At 67.2% G+C, this 18,842-nt stretch carries 16 protein-coding genes; 1 reads left to right on the forward strand and 15 read right to left on the reverse strand.

The genetic code is table 11. The features are described 5' to 3' along the window. Positions 1–152: 152 nt before the first annotated feature. The 9 genes from mraY to D2T30_RS08385 form a co-directional block, all read right to left on the reverse strand. On the reverse strand, positions 153–1,235 hold the full coding sequence (gene mraY, locus D2T30_RS08345; protein WP_128181497.1) for a phospho-N-acetylmuramoyl-pentapeptide-transferase: 1,083 nt from the start codon (positions 1,233–1,235) through the stop codon (positions 153–155). Between the two features lie 5 nt (positions 1,236–1,240). Then, positions 1,241–2,683, reverse strand: coding sequence for a UDP-N-acetylmuramoyl-tripeptide--D-alanyl-D-alanine ligase (locus D2T30_RS08350; protein WP_128208489.1), 1,443 nt, complete (start codon positions 2,681–2,683; stop codon positions 1,241–1,243). Between the two features lie 10 nt (positions 2,684–2,693). Beyond that, a complete protein-coding gene (locus D2T30_RS08355) occupies positions 2,694–4,196 on the reverse strand; it encodes a UDP-N-acetylmuramoyl-L-alanyl-D-glutamate--2,6-diaminopimelate ligase (RefSeq protein WP_128208490.1) in 1,503 nt (500 codons plus the stop codon). A 98-nt stretch (positions 4,197–4,294) separates the two neighbouring features. Further along, complete coding sequence (locus D2T30_RS08360) at positions 4,295–6,088, reverse strand: peptidoglycan D,D-transpeptidase FtsI family protein (RefSeq protein WP_128181503.1); 1,794 nt, start codon at positions 6,086–6,088, stop codon at positions 4,295–4,297. Beyond that, positions 6,085–6,477: a cell division protein FtsL gene (ftsL, locus tag D2T30_RS08365; protein ID WP_128181505.1), complete on the reverse strand. Its 393-nt coding sequence runs from the start codon at positions 6,475–6,477 to the stop codon at positions 6,085–6,087. Before ftsL ends, D2T30_RS08360 begins: the two co-directional genes overlap by 4 nt. Then, a complete protein-coding gene (rsmH, locus tag D2T30_RS08370) occupies positions 6,474–7,472 on the reverse strand; it encodes a 16S rRNA (cytosine(1402)-N(4))-methyltransferase RsmH (RefSeq protein ID WP_128208491.1) in 999 nt (332 codons plus the stop codon). Before rsmH ends, ftsL begins: the two co-directional genes overlap by 4 nt. Continuing rightward, positions 7,469–7,939 (reverse strand): division/cell wall cluster transcriptional repressor MraZ, encoded by a 471-nt coding sequence (locus tag D2T30_RS08375; protein WP_338325325.1) that lies wholly within the window; start codon positions 7,937–7,939, stop codon positions 7,469–7,471. The genes rsmH and D2T30_RS08375 overlap by 4 nt, the downstream gene beginning before the upstream one ends. A gap of 923 nt (positions 7,940–8,862) precedes the next feature. Then, on the reverse strand, positions 8,863–9,705 hold the full coding sequence (locus tag D2T30_RS08380; RefSeq protein ID WP_128208492.1) for an SDR family NAD(P)-dependent oxidoreductase: 843 nt from the start codon (positions 9,703–9,705) through the stop codon (positions 8,863–8,865). Between the two features lie 15 nt (positions 9,706–9,720). Next, positions 9,721–10,707 (reverse strand): capsular polysaccharide export protein, LipB/KpsS family, encoded by a 987-nt coding sequence (locus D2T30_RS08385; RefSeq protein ID WP_164884252.1) that lies wholly within the window; start codon positions 10,705–10,707, stop codon positions 9,721–9,723. Between the two features lie 357 nt (positions 10,708–11,064). Here D2T30_RS08385 and D2T30_RS08390 point away from each other — a divergent pair, with 357 nt between their 5' ends. After that, positions 11,065–12,300: a capsule biosynthesis protein gene (locus D2T30_RS08390; RefSeq protein ID WP_164884253.1), complete on the forward strand. Its 1,236-nt coding sequence runs from the start codon at positions 11,065–11,067 to the stop codon at positions 12,298–12,300. On the opposite strand, the gene D2T30_RS08395 is transcribed toward D2T30_RS08390, so the two are convergent. From D2T30_RS08395 to D2T30_RS08420, 6 genes are all read right to left on the reverse strand, one after another. Continuing rightward, complete coding sequence (locus D2T30_RS08395; RefSeq protein WP_277749553.1) at positions 12,273–12,998, reverse strand: ABC transporter permease; 726 nt, start codon at positions 12,996–12,998, stop codon at positions 12,273–12,275. The two genes, D2T30_RS08390 and D2T30_RS08395, sit on opposite strands and share 28 nt — an antisense overlap. Positions 12,999–13,078: 80 nt before the next feature. Then, on the reverse strand, positions 13,079–14,116 hold the full coding sequence (locus tag D2T30_RS08400) for a glycosyltransferase family protein (protein ID WP_128208495.1): 1,038 nt from the start codon (positions 14,114–14,116) through the stop codon (positions 13,079–13,081). Beyond that, entirely contained in the window at positions 14,116–14,775 is a 660-nt protein-coding gene (locus D2T30_RS08405) for an ABC transporter ATP-binding protein (RefSeq protein ID WP_128208496.1), read from the reverse strand. The genes D2T30_RS08400 and D2T30_RS08405 overlap by 1 nt, the downstream gene beginning before the upstream one ends. Before the next feature lie 23 nt (positions 14,776–14,798). Continuing rightward, positions 14,799–16,208 (reverse strand): hypothetical protein, encoded by a 1,410-nt coding sequence (locus D2T30_RS23040; protein WP_164884255.1) that lies wholly within the window; start codon positions 16,206–16,208, stop codon positions 14,799–14,801. 23 nt (positions 16,209–16,231) lie between these two features. Beyond that, on the reverse strand, positions 16,232–17,350 hold the full coding sequence (locus D2T30_RS08415) for a polysaccharide biosynthesis/export family protein (RefSeq protein WP_128208497.1): 1,119 nt from the start codon (positions 17,348–17,350) through the stop codon (positions 16,232–16,234). A gap of 96 nt (positions 17,351–17,446) precedes the next feature. Beyond that, complete coding sequence (locus D2T30_RS08420; RefSeq protein ID WP_128208498.1) at positions 17,447–18,748, reverse strand: hypothetical protein; 1,302 nt, start codon at positions 18,746–18,748, stop codon at positions 17,447–17,449. Between the last annotated feature and the right edge of the window lie 94 nt (positions 18,749–18,842).

Raw genomic sequence — 18,842 nt, forward strand, 5'->3', positions numbered from 1 at the left:
TTTCAGGAAGAATGAAGGGAAAAGGGAATTCCGCCCCCTTCCTGCTTTCATCTTTCCAGAAATATCCTCGGGGGGTGAATTTCGTTCGGCACGAACGAAAGAGGGGGGCAGAAGGCCCCCCTGCTACGGCGCCGCGAAAGCGGCGCAAATTCTCAGCGGATCTTCAGCGTCGCCAGACCGATCAGCGCCAGCACGAGGGAGATGATCCAGAACCGGATCACGATCTGCGCCTCGCCCCAGCCCTTCTTCTCGAAATGGTGGTGGATCGGCGCCATCAGGAAAACGCGCTTGCCGGTCTTCTTGAAATAGGCGACCTGGATGATGACCGACAGGGCCTCGACCACGAAAAGGCCGCCGACGATCGCCAGCACCAGTTCGTGCTTGGTGCAGACGGCGATCGCCCCGATCGCGCCGCCAAGCGCGAGCGACCCGGTATCGCCCATGAACACCGCCGCCGGCGGCGCGTTGTACCACAGGAAGCCCAGCCCCCCGCCGATCAGCGCCGAACAGAAGACCAGCAGTTCCCCGGTGCCGGGCACGAAATGCACGCCCAGATATTGGGTGAAGTCGGCGCGCCCCACAACATAGGCGATCGCCCCCAGCGTCGCCGCCGCGATCATCACCGGCATGATCGCCAACCCGTCAAGCCCGTCGGTCAGGTTGACCGCATTCGCCGCCCCCACGATCACCAGCATGGCGAAGGGGATGAACACGATGCCCAGATTGATCAGCGCGTCCTTGAACACCGGCAGCGCCAGCTGGAACCGCAGGTCCGCCGGATGCACCCAGGCCGCCGCCGCCGCCGCCAGCGCCGCAAGAACCAGCCCGAGGATCAGCCGCGTGCGCGAGCTGACGCCCTTGACGTTCTGCTTGGTCACCTTGGCATAGTCGTCGGCGAAACCGATCAGCGCATAGCCATAGGTAACGCCCATCACGATCCAGATATAGGGATTGTCGAGCCGCGCCCACAGCAGCGTCGACACCAAGAGCGCCGAGAGGATCAGCAGCCCCCCCATCGTCGGCGTGCCGACCTTCGACAGATGCGTCTGCGGCCCGTCCGAGCGGATCGGCTGGCCCTTGCCCTGCTTCCTGCGCAGCATGTCGATCAGCGGCCGCCCGAACAGGAAGCCAAAGATCAGCGCGGTGAAGAAGGCCGCCCCGGCGCGGAAGGTGATGTAGCGGAACAGGTTGAACAGGTCACCCCCGCTCGACAGGTTGGCCAGCCAGTACAGCATTACTCTTATCCCCTGAAAATCTCGGCGGCGCCGGGTTGGCGCAGTTTGCGCAAGGCGTCAACCACAAGGCTCACCTTTGAGCTTTTGGATCCCTTGACCAGCACCACATCCCCCGCGTCGATCAGATGGGGGGCGCGGGCCGCCAGTTCCTGCGCGGTCGGATACCAGTCGCCCCGCTTTTCCTGCGGCAATGCCTCCCACAGGTCGCGCATCAGCGGCCCGGCGCAATGCACGACATCGATCACCCGCATCGCCGGATGCGCCGCGATCTGCGCATGAAGCGCATGTTCCTCGGGGCCGAGTTCCAGCATGTCGCCCAGAAACGCCACCCGGCGCCCACGCATCACCCGCCCCACGCCGTCGCGCGGCTTCGCCCCCGCCAGCACGTCGAGCGCCGCGCCAAGCGAGGCCGGATTGGCGTTGAACGCATCGTCGAACAGATCGAAGCTCTGCCCCTCGTCCAGAATGTCCATGAAGATCCGCTCGCGCGAGCCGCGCCCCCGCGGCGGCGACCAGTTCGCCAGATCCATCACCGCGACGGCGGGATCGACGCCAAGCGCCTCGACCAGCGCGATCACCCCAAGGCCGTTCATCGCGAAATGCCGTCCCGGCGTCATCACCTTGTAGATGAAGGGTTTTCCCCCGTGGCGGGCCTGCACGATGGTGGCATCGCCCTCGATCTGGACCTTGGTCAACCGGTAATCGGCGCCGCGCCCCGGCCCGAAGGTCACCACCCGGCCCGCGTGACGGCGCGCGGCATACAGAAGGATGCGGCTGACCTCCAGCCCCTGCGGCACGACCGCGATCCCGCCGGGTTCCAGCCCGTTGAAGATCGCCGCCTTTTCCCGCGCGATGCCGCGGATGTCGACGAAAGCCTCCAGATGCGCGGCGGCGACGGTGGTGATCATCGCCGCATGGGGCCGGGTCAGCCGGGTCAGGGGGTCGATCTCTCCGGGGTGGTTCATGCCGATCTCGATCACCGCGAAATCGGTATCGACCGGCATCCGCGCCAGCGTGATCGGCACGCCCCAGTGGTTGTTGAAGCTCGCCTCAGCCGCATGGACCCTGCCCTGATGCGACAGGACGGCGCGCAGCATTTCCTTGGTCGAGGTCTTGCCGACCGATCCCGTCACCGCGATCACCCGCGCCTTGGTCCGCGCCCGCCCGGCCCGGCCCAGATCCGTCAGCGCCGCCAGCACGTCGGGCACGATCAGCAGCGGGTCATCCTCGGAACAGCCCTCGGGGATGCGGCTGACCAGCGCCGCGGCGGCGCCCTTGCGCAGCGCCTCGGCCACGAAATCATGGCCGTCGCGCACATCCTTCAGCGCCACGAACAGATCGCCCGGACGGATCGAGCGCGTGTCGATCGAGATCCCCTCCACCCGGAACGGGCGGGTCACGCGGCCCGAAGTGGCAAGGGCCGCGTCGTCGGAGGTCCAGAGCGTCATGGTGTTTCCCTCAGATCTTGCCGTCGAGCGCGGCCACCGCGATCGACGCCTGTTCGGCATCGTCGAAAGGGAAGACGTCGGTGCCGATGACCTGCCCCTTTTCATGTCCCTTGCCCATGATCAGCAGCGCGTCGCCGGGCGCCAGCGCATCGACACCGCGCAGGATCGCCTCGGCGCGGTCGCCGACCTCCTGCGCCTCGGGGCCGGCGCCTTCCAGAACGGCGGCGCGGATCGCGGCGGGGTCCTCGGTGCGGGGGTTGTCGTCGGTGACGATGACCAGATCGGCGTGCTCCGCCGCCGCGCGCCCCATCAGCGGGCGCTTGCTGCGGTCGCGGTCGCCGCCTGCGCCGACGATGGCGACGATCCGGCCCAGAACATGCGGGCGCAGCGCGGTCAGCGCGGTTTTCACGGCATCCGGCGTATGGGCGTAATCGACGAACACCGTCGCGCCGTTTTCGCGCGTCGCGGCCAGCTGCATCCGGCCGCGCACCGTCGTCAGCCGGTGCAGAACGCGAAAGACCTGCTCCGCCTCGGCCCCGCAGGCGATCACCAGCGCCGCCGCCGTCAGCACGTTCATCGCCTGAAAGCCGCCGATCAGCGGCAGCCGCACCATATGGGCCTGCCCGCGCCACAGGAACCGCACATCCTGCCCCGAGGCGTCGAACCGCTGCCCCTGAAGGCGCATTTCGGTATCCGGATCATGGCCGATGCGGATCGCCCGCTGGCCGCGCGCCTCGACGTATTTGACCAGTTCCTGCCCCTTGGGATCATCGACATTGATGACCGCCGTGCCGTCGTCGGGCAGGACGCGGGTGAACAGCCCCGCCTTGGCGGCGAAATATTCCTCGAAGGTCGCGTGGTAATCGAGGTGGTCCTGCGTGAAATTGGTGAAGGCCGCCGCCGCAAGCTGCACCCCGTCCAGACGCCGCTGCGCCAGCCCGTGGGAGGACGCCTCCATCGCCGCATGGTCGACCCCGGCCTTCGCCATCTCGGCCAGCAGGCGGTGCAGGGTGATCGGTTCGGGCGTGGTATGGGCGGAGGGCGCGGTGAAGCTGCCCTCGACCCCCGTGGTGCCGATATTCGCCGCCTCATAGCCCAGAAGCTGCCAGATCTGCCGGGTGAAGGTCGCGACCGAGGTCTTGCCGTTGGTGCCGGTCACCGCCACCATCGTCTTCGGCTGCATGCCGAACCACAGCGCCGCGGTATAGGCCAGCGTCTGGCGCGGATCTTCCGTCACCACCAGAACGGCGCGTCCGGCCGGGCCGGTGGCCGAGGCCAGCAGGGGCTGCGCGATCTCGGCCCCCGCGCGGTCGGTCAGGATCGCCGCCGCCCCTTGTTCCAGCGCCGCGCCGACGAATTCCGCGCCATGCGCCTTGACCCCCGGCAATGCGGCGAACAGGTAGCCCTGCGCGACCCGGCGCGAGTCGACCGCAAGGCCCGTCAGCGGCACATCGGCCCCGTATTGCGCGGTCAGCCCCAGCTCGCCGAGCGTTTTCGTCCCCGTGTCGCCCATCTCGTGCCCCCTGAATTCCGCCCGCATTTACGGGAATGTCGGAGGGCAGGTCAACGCAAGTCTGGCCCGCCCCCGGCGATCGGCGCCCTGCCGCGCCCCTAGTTCTTTTTCGCCGCGACAAGCTGGATCCCGTCGAGCGATTCCAGCTTCGTCGGATCCGGCCGCAGCCCCAGAAGCGGCGCGACGCGGCGGATCACCTCGGCGGCGACGGGCACGGCGGTCCAGCCGGCGGTGCGGCGATCCTCACCGGCGACGAAGGTGGACCCTTCGTCAAGGCTGAGGACCAGCACGTATTTCGGATCGGTGACCGGGAAGGTGCCGGCGAAGGTCGCCATCACCTTGTCCTTGTAGTAGCCGCCGGTCGGCTTCACCTTGTCGGCGGAACCCGTCTTGCCCGCGACCTGATAGCCCTTCACATCGGCGAAGGAGGCCGTGCCCCGCGACACCACCGCCCGCATCATCGCCAGCGCGCGTTTTGCCACCGCGGGCGACAGCACCTGTTCGCCCGGCTCGTGCTTCGGATCATGCACCAGCGTCGGCGTGACCTTGCGCCCGCCATTGGCGATCGTCGCATAGGCCGCCGCCAGATGCAGCGGCGAGGCCGACAGCCCGTGCCCGTAGCCGATGGTCATGGACGAGATCTCGGACCATTTCGCCGGCAGGATCGGGCGGCCCGTCGGCGCCTCGGCCAGTTCGACCGCAGTCGGCGCGAGGAAGCCCATCTTGCCCAGGAATTCCTTCTGCCGCTGCGGCCCGATCATCTGCACGATCCGCGCCGTGCCGATGTTCGAGGATTGCACGATGATGTCCGTCACCGACAGCTGCGCGCCGTAATTGTGGAAATCGCGGATCTTGAAGCGGCCCCAGGTCATCGGCGATTGCGTCGGGATCATCGTCGTGGGCGAGACGAGGCCAAGTTCCAGCGCCTCGGCCACCGCGAAGATCTTGAAGGTCGAGCCAAGCTCATACACCCCCTGCACCGCGCGGTTGAACAGCGGGCTGTCCGAGGGATCGCCCTTGGTCAGCGGCTGCGGCCGGTCGTTCGGATCGAAATCGGGCAGCGAGGCCATGGCGATGATCTCGCCCGTATGCACATCCATGATGATCGCCGTGGCGCCCTTGGCGTTCATCAGGCTCATGCCGCCGGACAGGATCTCCTCGACCGCCGACTGGATGGTCAGGTCGATCGACAGCTTCAGCGGCGCGCCGTTGTTGGCCGGATCGCGCAGCCAGCCGTCGAAGGCCTTTTCCACCCCCGCGGTGCCGATCACCTCGGCCGAATTCACGCCCTCCTGCCCGAAGCGCGCGCCGCCCAGCACATGCGAGGCGATCGCCCCGTTCGGATAAAGCCGCATCTCGCGCGGGCCGAACAGCAGGCCCGGATCACCGATGTCATGCACCATCTGCATCTGCTCGGGGCTGATCTTCTTCTTGATCCAGACGAATTTGCGCCCGCCGGTGAAATCCTTGATGAGCCGCTCGTGGTTCAGATCGGGAAAGATCTTCACCAGCTTGTCGGCCACGCCCTTCGGGTCGATCATCATCGGCGGCTGCGCGTAAAGCGCATGGGTGACGAGGTTGGTGGCCAGCACCCGGTCTTCGCGGTCCACGATATCGGCGCGCTGCGCGAGGATCGCCGGGCCAAGCCCGTTGCCCTGCGGTTCCTGCGCCGGGGTGGCGGCGAGCGTCCCCATCCGCAGGCAGACGGTGACGAAGGCGGCAAGGAACACCAGCCCCATCAGGAACAGCCGCCCCTCGGCGGTCGAGCGCGCGGTTTCGCGCATCGCCTCGCCGCGCAGGCGGATGTTCTCGCGCTCGATCGCGTCGGGGTTCTCGCCCTTCTCGCGGGCCGAAAGGATACGCGCCAGCGGGCGCAGCGGGGTGCGGATCATGGCAGGTCCTCCACCACTTCATGGGATACGGCAATCGTCTTGGCGCGGCCGGTATGGACGGGCACGTCAAGCCCGCCGACCAGCGGTTCATCCGGCATCGGCGGCGCGGGATAGGCCACCTGCGCGGCGGATCCGAACTGCTCGGGCGCCAGCGGCAGCAGGCCGAGCGAGGCGAAATTCAGGTTCACCAGCTCGCGCAGCCGGTCGGGCCGGTTCAGATAGGCCCATTCGGCGCGCAGCACGCCAAGGCCCTCCTGAAGCGAGGCGATCTCGTTCTTCATCCGGCGCATTTCCGATTGCCGGTCCTGCGTGGCGTAGTTCACGTGATAGGCCCAGAAGGCCAGCCCCATCACGCACAAGGCGGTTGCAAGATACAGGATCGTTTTCATCGGCTTCGTCCGGTGTCACTAACAAGGGCAGGCAGGCCGAGCGTCGCGCGGTCGGCGCGGCCCGCGGGGGCGTCGGTGCGGATCGCCACCCGCAGCAGCGCGGACCGCGCGCGGGGGTTTTCCGCCAGTTCGTCATCGTCGGGGCCGGTCGGCTTGCGGGTCAGCAGATCGAAGGCCGGGGCGACATGCGCCTGTTCGGGCGCATAGCGCGACCCGGAAGCGGCGCGGCCCGAGCGTTCCTGAAAGAACCTCTTCACCACCCGGTCTTCGAGCGAATGGAAGGTCACGACCGCCAGCTTGCCGCCCGGCTTCAGCGCGCGCTCGGCGGCCTCCAGCCCGGCGATGAGCTGGCCGAATTCGTCGTTCACCGCGATCCGCAACGCCTGAAAGCTGCGCGTCGCCGGATGGCTCTGCCCCGGTTTCGGGCGCGGCAGGCAACGTTCGACCACCTGCACCAGCTGGCGCGTCGTTTCAAACGGCGCGATGGCGCGGGCCGCGACGATGGCACGCGCGATCCGGCGGGAGGCGCGTTCCTCGCCGTAATGATAGAGGATGTCGGCGATCTCGCCCTCGGACGCATGGTTGACGATGTCGGCGGCCGACGGCCCGTCTTGCGACATGCGCATGTCGAGCGGCCCGTCCTTCATGAAGGAAAAGCCGCGCTCCGCCTGATCGAGCTGCATCGACGATACGCCAAGGTCCAGCACGACGCCGTCAAGCCCGTCGGGCGCGATCTCGCGCGCATAATCGTCAAGTTCCGAAAACGTCCCCTCGACCAGTTCCAGCCGGTCGCCGTAGTCGCCCCGCCAGCCCGCGGCCATGTCGAAGACCAGCGGATCGCGGTCGACACCGATGACCTTTTCCGCCCCCGCCGCCAGCAGGCCGCGCGCATAGCCGCCCGCGCCGAAGGTCCCGTCCAGCCAGACCCCCGAGACAGGTGCGACCGCCTTGAGGAGCGGCCGCAGCAAAACCGGAATGTGCGGCGCCCCGCTCATGCCCCCGCCCCCTTCGGCGGCAGGTGGATCAGCGGGTCATATCCCTCGGGCCGGGTTTCGGCGCGCGCGGCGGCGATGGCCGCCTGTTCGTCGGCGTAGGTTTCCGGATCCCAGATCTTGAACGAGGTCCCGGCCGAGGCGAAATAGGCCTCGCCCTTCAGGCCGATCTTCTCGCGCAGCTTCTGCGGCAGGACCAGACGCCCGTCGCCGTCGATGTCGGTCTGGTGCGACTGCGCATACATCAGTTCCTCGATCTCGGCGCGCTCGGCGGTGCCGCGCTGCATCGCGTCGATCTGATCGTCGATTTCATAGACCGCTTCCATGGTGAAAACCTCGAGGTATTTCCGCTCGGGTCCGCCATAGACGATGAGGATGTTGGGACGGCTGCCGGTCTGCCAGTCGGGGTCGCCCGCCTCGATCACGCGGCGGAAGGAGGCCGGGATGGAAACGCGACCTTTCGCGTCCACCTTGAATGTTTCCGACCCTCTGAACCGCCGTGCCAAGCCTGGCGCTCCCCTGTCCCGTTCCCCTGGTGATCCGGCGTCTTGGGGTGCCGGGGCCCTTTAAGGAAAACGGCGGATCGGGCTGCTGCCACTGCCCGATCCGCCGCCCTCGTCCCATCACTGGGTGTCCAGCTGCGCGCGCCACCTTGGGGATGCTGCTCGCTCGCGCGCCGGATCTCGTTTTCGTGAAGCGGGTGCCTGTATGAAACTGCTCTTCTCGCCGTGGGGTCTTGCTGCCCCGTTCCCGTCTTCTCGATGGGGAATTGATGCCACGGGCGCACATGGGAAATCAAGGGAAAAAGAGGGACAAGATGGAAAACGGCACCGCACATTTGGTGTCACAAACGTTAATATCTCAAGGTATTGTGGATAACCTTGGGGATAAGAGGTAGAAATAGGGCAGAGAGGCGCAACGGACCACCATATGTTGCGCCGCGGAAACCGGCCGGGTTTTCCCATCCATTCCCATTTTCCTGCGGATGCGTGGCAAGGAATCCACAGGGCAAGCACGGATTCCCTCGAATCACGGCCGCTCACCAAGGCGTGATTCGAGGGAACCGCCGGGAATCGGGGAATCGGCGCGCCGGATTCCATGAATTCCCATGCCGATGCGGCGCGTCGAAGCCGCGATTGACTCCCTTCAGGCGCCCGGACCCGAAAGGCCGCCCACCGCGACGCACGATCAAAGGACCGATGCCTTGGCTCTGCCCGTCCGGGAATCGCCGCGGATGCGCCGCCCGGCCTGCTGATTTCGGACCCCCCCTGCCCGGATCGCGGCAAGGTGGTGCGGGCCCGGCGTCCAGGCAGATCCGCGCGATTCGGCCTAATCCATGCCGAAACGCCCCCGGCGCGCGGGCGGGATCATGCGCGACAGGTCTGGCCGAAGGCTATCTGGCGAAGGGCTCGCCCCCGGCCCTCGCCTTCTTCTCATCCGGATCGGGGATGATCGTGCCGCGATAGTGGCGGTCGATCAGATCGGCTAGGGGCTTCGGCAGCAGGTTTTCCAGCCGGATCAGCAGGCACAGCAGCAGCGGAAAGGTGATGTTCGCCCTGCCCCGCGCCAGCCCGTTGCGGATGATCCGCGCCGCGCGGTCGGGCGGGATCATCATCGGCGCAGGGCCGATCTGGCGATCGGTCATCGGCGTGTCGATGAAGCCCGGCGTGATGACAGAAACCCGCACCCCACTGCCCCGCAGGTTCCGCCGCAGCGCCGCGCCATAGCCGCGTAGCGCCGCCTTGGTCGCCGTGTAGCTGAGCAGATCGGCATGCGGCGACAGCGCGGCCATCGAGCTTGTCAGCGCGATCTGCCCCCGGCCCCGCTGCCGCATCCCCGGCAGCACCGCCTGCACCGCATGAAAGGCCGAGGTCAGGTTGACGGCGATCACGCGCTCGGTCTGGTCAAGCGGTTCCTCGCCCTGATCGTTCCCGGTCTTCACCCCGGCGTTCAGCAGCAGCAGGTCGACCGGATGGCGGCGGTCGTAATCCGCGATCGCGGCGGCGAAGGCGCGTGGATCGGTCAGCGGCACGGTCAGAAGCTCGGGGATGGCGCCGCCCGCGCGGGCGATGCGCTCCGCCTCGGCCAGCCGGTCGGGATCGCGCCCCGCCAGCAGCATGTGCAGCCCGGGTGCGGCGAAGGCCCCGGTCAGCGCAAGCCCCAGCCCGCCGGTCGCCCCGGTCAGGATCATCGCGCGCGGCGGCGCGGGGCGGCGCAGGGTCAGGAAGGCAGGCATTCTCGTTCCATCTCATCATGCGGGAAAACGGGGGGGCGGCGGCAGCGCAAGACGGTCGGCCAGATTCTCGGCGCCCACCAACGCGCCCGGCCCGTCGAAGCTGCCCGGCACATGGTAGTCGCGGCGCAGGAAGGCCTCGAACGCCTTGACGCGGTCCGAATCCGGAGCGCGGGGCGCGGACCAGAAGGCTTCCAGCGCCCCTTCCGAAACCAGCCCGGGCAGCGCATAGATCGCCCGGCCCAGCACGTGGCACGGCAGGCCCTTCAGGATCGCCTCCAGCCCCATCGTGCTGTTGACGGTGACGACACCCGCCGCCCGCGCCATCACCGGCGCGGAACTGCCGCCATCCTGAAAGACCACCCTGTCGCCGAGGCCCGCCTGTTCCACCTGCCGCCCCCAATGGGCGAGGCCGTTGTCGAGCGGATGCTGCCGCACCACCAGCAGGGCATCGGAGGGCGCATGGGCGGCGAAACTGTCCATCACCCGGCGCAGGATCACCGACAGAGGCTCGCCGGTGCCGTAATTCCGGATCTGGTAATCCCCGGCAAGCTGCAGCGGAAACAGGAAAACCGGCCCGCGATGCGCCGCGATCCGCGCGGCCGCGCGCGCGGCGGCGGCACGGCGGCGCGGCAGGGCCAGCCCCTTGCCGATCCACCCGGCATATTCGCGGATCGGGCCATCCTCGGCATAAGGGCGGTAATGCGGATAGAGCAGCCGCCCCGCGCAGAGATTGGCCAGATGATAACCGACGTCGAGCGCCGCGTAGCGCGCGAAAGAGCCCGGAAAAGCCGCGCCCGGCGCCCCCTGCCCCGCCGCAGGCGCGCCACTGGCCCGGAACGCCGCCGGGATCTGCGACATGCCGCCCATGCCCCATGTCTCGACAAGGATCAGACCGGGGCGCAGATAGCCATGCTCGACGATCCAGGGTGTCGGGGCCTGCGTCCCCAGCCCCCGCAACAGGTCCAGCGTCATCCGGTGATACGGGCGGCCATCGCCCAGCATGACCAGATCGGTCGGCCGCTCCCGCTCCAGCAGCCTGCGCAGGTCCGCGGGATAGTCCGCGGGCGTTCCCCGCCACGCCAGATACCGCCCGGCGGACCGCGGCCAATACAGGTGATCCCCCGGCGCGAAACCGATCCTTAATGTTTCCGCCCCACGCTTTCTGCAACTCCGCGCCACATGTGCGAAAAAAAGTGACGAGGGTCCTTGCAGAAAAATCACCTTCCGGTCAGTTAGGGTCATGCGCATTACCTTGTTTCAGAGACCCATTTGATGCTTGCGGACGGATCTGTCCAGCGATCGCTTCGCCTGTCCGGTGAAACGGATCAGGCGGCTGGCGTAAAACGCACGATATTGCTTTTGCAAGGTCACCCCTCCTGGTTCTGGGGGGAACTGGCCGATGAACTGGGCCGCCGGGGCTGGCGTGTGCTGAAGGTTCATTTCTGTCTGGCGGATCGCCTGATGTGGGGGCGGCGCGAGGCCATCACCTATCGCGGCCGGTTCCGCGACTGGGAAAGCTGGCTGCGCGCCTATTGTGTGCGCGAGAATGTTTCCGAAATCCTCTATTTCGCCGACCGGATGCCCTATCACGTCGGCGCGCAGAATGTGGGGCGGCTGCTGGGCATTTCCTGCCGGGCGCTGGAATTCGGCTATCTGCGCCCGGACTGGCTGACGTTCGAGCGCAACGGCATGGGCCGGTTTTCCCACTTCCCGAAGGATCCCGACGTCATCCGGCGTCTGGCCGACATCACGCCCGAACCGGCGATGGTGCCGCGCTATACCCATATCTTCTCGACCGAGGCGGTTTTCGAGGTCAGCTACAATCTGCTGCTGTCGCTCGGGCGGCCGCTGTATCTGCGCTACAACGCAGACAGGCCCTATTGGCCCGCCATCGAATATCTGAGCTGGCTGCCCGTCCTTGCGACCGAAAAGCGCCGCCTGCGGCAGGCGAAAGAGATCGAGACATGGCTGATCGACAAGAAGGTTCCCTTCAACCTGATCGCCTTGCAGATCAATACGGATTACCAGATCCGCGACAATTCACCCTATAACGATCTGAAGGAATTCCTTTCGGAAACGCTGAGCTCTTTCGCCCGGCATGCGCCGAAGGATCGCCATATCGTGGTGAAGATCCATCCGCTCGACAACGGGCTGCATATGTGGTTCCAGCGCGTCGCCCGCTATGCGCGCCGGCTGGGCATTTCGGACCGCGTGCATGTGATACGCGGCGGCGATCTGACGGTGATGCTGCAGCACACCAAGGGGCTGGTCGTGGTCAATTCGACGGTCGGGCTGCACGGGCTGCGCAACGGCTGCCCGGTCTGCGCCACGGGCGATGCCGTCTACCGGCTGCCGGGGCTGACGCATATGGCGGGGCTCGACAGCTTCTGGACCGCGCCCGAGCCGGTCGATCCCGACTGGTTCAAGACCTTCCGCCGGGCCCTGTCGCGCATTCAGGTGAAGGGATCCTTCTTCAACCCCGAGGGACGGCGCGTCGCCATCGCGGAAATCTGCAGGCGGCTCGACAGCGGCGAGGCGGATCTGCCCGACTGGGCGGATGTGCCGCCTCAGCGTGTTTCGATCAGCGCGGTGTGATTGCGCAGGACCAGCGCCATGCCCACCACCACCAGCGCGATCCCGATGCCCCCGGCATAGGTCAGCGACACGTAATCGTCCCGATACCCCGGATAGAAGGCCGCACGCATTTCGCCGGTGACATGGATCAGCGGGTTCCAGATCAGGATGTCCTGAATCCAGGCGGGCATGCTGGTGAACAGGAAGAACGTGCCCGAGATGATCATCAGCGGCGCGCTCAGCATCGTCCAGATCTGCCGCCAGACCGGCACGAAGGTGAAGGCGACCGCATTCACCGTCCCCACCCCGAGCCCGAGCACGGAAACCGTGGCCAGTGCCCGCAACGCGCGGACGATATCGACCCGCACGTCGTTGAGTGCCACCAGCGTGCCGAAGATCAGCAGGCAGACGCAGATCAGCGTCAGGAAGGTCAGCGCGAAGCGGGCGACGACCGCATCCAGCGGGCGCACCATCGGCAATTGCATCAGTTCGCGGTTCACCGCGATGGCCGTGCCGCTCTGCCCCGCGACCTGATTGAAGAAATAGAAGACGAGGTAGCCCGTCGCGTAGAACAGCGCGAAGCTGTCGCCAAGCGGCGGCTTGGCCAGAAACGAGCCAAGCGCGAAGGCCAGCACCGTCACGATGCCAGCCGGCTCCAGCACCGCCCAGACATATCCCCCCCACGAGCGGCCGTAGCGGGTGATCATTTCCCGAATCATCAGGGCCAGCAGCACCCGGGGCGTGCGAAACCGCACGCGATGGGCCTTTTTAACGGGGGGTGTCTGGGGGGCGGGGGTGTTCACGGGACGGACCTTGCAGAAGCGGATCGGGAAGCGGAGAAATCTGTCCCCGGCAGCAGATCGGACCAGATGCGGCGCTGATGGCCAAAGCCGTGCTCAGCCTGCCAGAGACGGTTGGCGGCCGCAAGCGCATGCAGGCGCGCGGGATCGGAATGCAGTGCCCGGATCGCGTCGCGCCACGCGGCGGGCTCGGGCGGCAGCAGCAGGCAGGCACCGGCCGCGGCCGCCGCTTCGGCGTCGCGCCATGCCGTCGAGGCCAGAACCGCCGCCCCGGCCTGATCGTATTCGCCAAGCTTATTGGCCGAACGCCCGCGATTGAACCCCTGCCCCCCGATCGGATAGAGGCCGATGTCGAACCGCGCCGCGCCCAACCACTTGCGGTAGCTGTGCCAGTCGAGCGGGGGCACCCGCTCGAACCCCGGATGGTGCGCCAGATCCGGCGGGGCGGGATTGTTCGCCGACCAGATCACCGCGGTTTCCGGAAAATCCTGCAGGACAAGGCGCAGGATCGCCGCCGCCCGTTGCGTGTCGCGCGCATGGCTTGCCGCGCCGAGCCATGCGATCCGGCGCGGCGGTTGCACCGGATCGGGCAAGGGTGCGGCCGAGGCGGGCCATGCGGGCGGCAAAATCGTCATCCGGTCCCGCGCGATCCCCCGCGCCGCCAGCACCGCCGCCAGCGACGGCCCGGGCACTACGATCCTGTCCGCCGCGCGCGCGAGACGCCTTGCCGCACGGGCTTCCAGCACGGCCAGCCGCAGCCGATACCACAGCGGCAGTTCGGCATCGCCGATCCCCGCAGGCACATCGTCGTCGATCAGCCAGATCAGCCGCTCATGCGCGGGCAGCGGCACCAGCCCCGCATCGTGGCGCAGCACGATCAACGTGCGCCCGGCGCGAAAGACGGTGGGGGCGAATTGCTCGATCCGCCCGTCCGCGATCAGATCGGCGCAGCAGAAGCCAAGGTAAAGATCCGCGGTGGCCGAAGGCTTGCGCCCCAGCCGCCGCGCGATGAACGGCAACGGATCGGCCCGCAGCATCAGACGCCGATCAGCTTGCGGTATTCGCGCAGCCCCTCTTCCAGATCGTCGAACCAGCGCACCACACCATTGTCCAGCAACAGCACGGAATCGCACATGGAGCGCAGCGTCGCCTCGGAATGGGCGGCGACGATCACCTGCGCCGTCTGCATCCGGGCGCGGAACGCATCGCGGCATTTCTTGCGAAAGGCGGCGTCGCCCACCTCGGTGATCTCATCGATCAGATAGGTGTCGAATTCCGCCGCGAGGCTGATGCCAAAGGCCAGACGCGCCCGCATCCCCGAGGAATAGGTCTGCACCGGCATGTCCAGAAACGCGCCCAGTTCGGAGAAATCCGCGACGAAATCCGCCATCTCGTCGGTATCGGCGCCATAGATGCGGGCGATGAACCGGGCGTTCTGCCGCCCCGTCAGCGCCGGATGCATGCCGCCCGAAAAGCCCATCGGCCAGCTCACCCGCCCGTGCCGGATGATGGTGCCGCGATCGGGCATGAGATTGCCGGAGATCAGCTTCAGCGTCGTCGACTTGCCCGCGCCGTTGCGCCCGACCAGCGCCACGTTGCGGTCCCGCGGCAGCGAAAGCGTCAGCCCGCGCATGATCTGGCGCACCTGACCGTTGCGCAGCCGGTAGGACTTCGAGACGTTATGAAAGTCGATCACGCTCCGGCTCCAAAGGCGCGGCCTCAGCCCCGGTCGCGCATGTTGTAATAGGCCAGCGCCATGACCGCCCAGCCGGCGAACAGGCCAAGGAACAGCAGACCCGACAGGATCCAGCGCCGCGGGTAAAGGCTTTCCTGCGCCAGCGTCGGATTGATGTGGACGGCGACATAGCGGCTTTGGCGGCGCGCCTCGGCCCGGGCCTGCTCCATCGCCGCCATCGCCGCGGTATAGGCGGTGCGCGCGAATTCCAGATCGACCAGCAGGCCTTCGTATTGCCCGATCACGGTGGACATCGACTGTTCGTCGCCATCGGGTTCGCGCACGCGGGCGCGTTCCTCGGCGATCTGGTTGCGGATCGCGGCGATCTTGCGGTCGACCACCGTCAGGCGCGGATCGTTTTGCCCCGAGGCCTGCGGCAGCAGGGTTTCCTTTTCGATCAGCGCGCTGGCAAGCTGGCCCTGCAATGCGCCCAGCACCCCCATCTGCCCCTGCACGCCCTGCGCGGGATCGATGATGCTGTTCTGATCGCGGAACGCGCGGATCTGGCTGCTGAGGTCGCGCATCCTGTCCTGCGCCTCGGTCAGATCCTCGCTCGCGGCGCGCATCGTGTCGTCGCGGGCGATGGCGCTGAGCTGATTGACGAGATCGGCGGAATTGTCGATCACCGCCTGCGAAATCGCCACCGCATCCTCGGGCCGGAAGGCGTGGACCTCAAGGTTCAGGATGTTGGTATTGCTGTCGAGCGTCACCCGCACCATGCGTTGCCAGTAGTCCAGCATGTCCTCGGTCGTCGCGTCGTCGCCGAGGGAAAAGACCACATCGCGCGGGTGCAGGTTGAAGATGTGGCGCAGGTCGAGCCGGGCGTCCACCTGTTGCATCAGCTCCTGCGAGCGGATGTAGTCATACAGCACCGCGCTTTCGGGGGCCGAGGTCTGACCGATCTGAGTGAAGGCGGCCAGCGTCGTCAGCGCGCCGGAAAAGCTTTCCGACCGGACCGAAAAGGCCGCGCGCGAATGATACTGATCCGCCGCGCGCAGGAACAGATAGGACATCCCGACGATGCCGGGCAGCAGCACGACCAGCACGAAGCTCAGCAGCATCAGCCGGTGCCGCAGCCGCAGTTTGGGCGGTTCGAGCGGCGTCAGCGGCGCAGCGGAAGCCGCCGGCGCGGCCTTGGCGGTGGTCGGCGCAGGGGCCGGAGGCGCCTTGGCAACGGCGGGGGACGGCGTGGCCTTGGCGACCGCCGGGGGAGCCTTGGCCTCGGCCGGGGTTGGTGCCGCCTTGGCAGCGGCTGCTGGCGCCTTGGCCTCGGCCGGTGTCGTCTTGGCAACGGCCGGAGCCGCCTTGGTCTCGGCCGCAGCCGGAGCCGCCTTGGCTTCGGCCCCGGTTCCGACCTTTTGCACGGGCGCTGCGGGCGGCTGGCTGATCGTCATGGCGTCCCCCTGTTCATCTTGCCCTATTGCAACTGGTTGCTGACGCCGAAGGTCGAGCCGATCAGGCCGAGCACCGTCCGCGCCGAGACAACCGGCGATTCGGTCGCAAGAATAGTATCCCCCGGGTGAATGTCGAAATTCCGCGCGGCGAACAGCCCGTCCGCCGTGGTCAGATCAAGCGCGTAGATCACCGAAGGCGCCGCGGGCCCACCGCTCTGGACATGATCCGGCGCATAATCGCGCAGCACCAGAACGCCCTTCAGATCGGCACGGTTGCTGGCCAGACCGCCGGATTTCGCCAGCGCCTGCAACGCGGTGATCCGGTCGCGGTCGAAGGCCATGAGCTGTTCCGATCCCGTCGCCCCCAGAATGGTGAAACGACGCTGATCCTCGACCACCGCGATCCGGTCGCCGCCACGCAGCATCACATCGGGGGACCGGCCCTGCAACAGATCGGTCGCGCGGGCTTCGTAGATCGTCCCGCCGCGCATCAGCCGCACGACCGGATTTTGCAGCGACGGCTGAATGCCACCGGCGAGCGCGATCATCGACAGGATCGGCAGCCCCCCTTCCGGCAGCGGATAGCTGCCGGGGTTCAGCAGGCCGCTGACGGCGGAGACGGAATTCATCCGTCCCGGCTGCGCGGCAAGCTGCACCTCGGCGGTGGGCTGGCTCTTGCGGATTTCCTCGCGGATGCGATCCAGGGCGGCATCCGTGCTCATCCCCGAGATGCGCACCTTCCCGGCATAGGGCAGCGTCACGCTTCCGTCGGCCGCGACCTTCAGCCCGTTCAGTTCCGTGGAACGCTGGTTCGCCCCGTTCATCAGCGCATTCGGATCGTTGTCCCAGACCCGGATGCCAAGCTGATCGCCGGGGGCAAGCGTGATCGCCCCCGCCGACCCGACCGAGCCGGGCCAGGGCCGGCGCAGCTCATCGGGGTCGGACGAGGCCCATTTGTTGATCGGCGTGACGTTGTTCCGCGACACCTGCACCACCGCGATTCCCAGTTCGCGCGCCTCTTCGGGCGTGGTGGCCGCGCCGCTCAGCACCTGAGAGGAGCGCGCGGCGCCTTGCGGCAGGGAACAGCCCGACATTGACATGGCACCGACTCCGACCAGAGCGATGAAAATCCTGATACTCAAGTTCCCGCCTCTGCTGCTCTGCGAACGGATATGCCTTCACGCCCCGGGCCTCGGAAAGGTGGGCAGTGCTTTGGACTTGTCCTAGCGGTAGATGGATTATGCGACAACTGGTGTTTTCTGCAAATATGTCTCGATTCCGGGGGCGGGCCCGGCGGCCGGATGCCAGCGCTCCATTTCCTTGGCGTGACTGCCGCGGATGGTCAGCAGGTTTTTCTCGATCTTCGATCTGGCGGTGGCGAAGACATCGGTCTGGCGCGCGGCCGGCTGGGTCAGGAATCGCTGACTGGTCTGCAGGATGACGCGCGCCGGACGCTCCAGCGCGACCAGCGCCGGATCCGGCACCCCGGCGGTATAGACCGAGACGACGCGGGCGAAGATCGCCGACAGGTAGCGGACCATGTAATCCGCCGAGGATCCGCCAAAGATCATCAGCGTTTCGTCGATCGCGGGGGTCGGGTTCTGCCAGATCTTTATGTTGCCGTGATGCAGGGCGAAATTGTCGAAGACGAGCTTTGCCGGATTGGGCCAGTCGGCGGAGGGGCGCAGGGCGCGGATGGCGGGCAGCATCTTGTCCCCCAGATCGCCGCGCCCCTCTTCCAGCCGATACCGCGCCGGGGGCTGCGCCGGGGTCAGGGTCCATCGTTTCAGCAGCGCCTCGCAGGTCAGGCGCGCACCGAAATCCGTCCAATGCGTCTCGGCCTTGTCGAAGGCATAGTCGCGATGCGGCGCCAGAACCGGCGCCGGCCAGAAAAATCCCGGCCGGTTGCCGAATTCGGACACGAACACGTCGATCAGCGGATATTTCGCCGGGGTCAGCGGATAGACATCCCCGAGCACCGTTTCCTTCGACGGCGCCACCAGAAAGGCCAGCGACCTGATCCCCGGCTGCGTCTTGGCCAGCGTCTCCATCCCGTCGAAATAACTGCGCCAGCCGGCCAGCCAATCCGCCTCGGGGTGGTAATTCCGGCTGTATTGCGCGGGGCTGTCGTTCGTGTCCCCCGCCAGAAAGAGCCAGCCGTTGCGCCCCTCCAGAACCGTCACCGACCCCACCTTGATCGTGCCGAGGTCATGCGCCGTGCCCGCGATCTCGATCTGAACGGCAAAGGCCGCGGCCCCGGTTTCCACGATCCCCTTGAAGCCGCAAAGCCGCGCCTTGGGCCACAGCGCCTCGGGCAGCTTGCGGGCGCGCAGCGCATCGACCCGCGGGACCGAGGGAACCAACCGGATCACCTGTCCCTCCGCCATCGTCAGCACGAGCGCATCGGGCACCTCGCCGGTTTCCGGGTCGAGCATCCACAGGTTGAGGTCGAACTGCCGCGTCCCATCCGCCTGCGACCGCCAGCCGACGCGCATGGACCAGTGGATCCGGTGGCCCGCGAGGTCCTTGGACCCGCTCATCGGAAAGCTCGCCCCGGCAGCCTGCAACGATCCCCCCGTGGCCGGATGTGTCGATGGGCGGGTGGGGTCTTTTTGGTCAGGCTGGCCAGTCATC

The organism is Paenirhodobacter populi (assembly GCF_004022215.1).
GTDB classification, from domain to species: domain Bacteria; phylum Pseudomonadota; class Alphaproteobacteria; order Rhodobacterales; family Rhodobacteraceae; genus Rhodobacter; species Rhodobacter populi.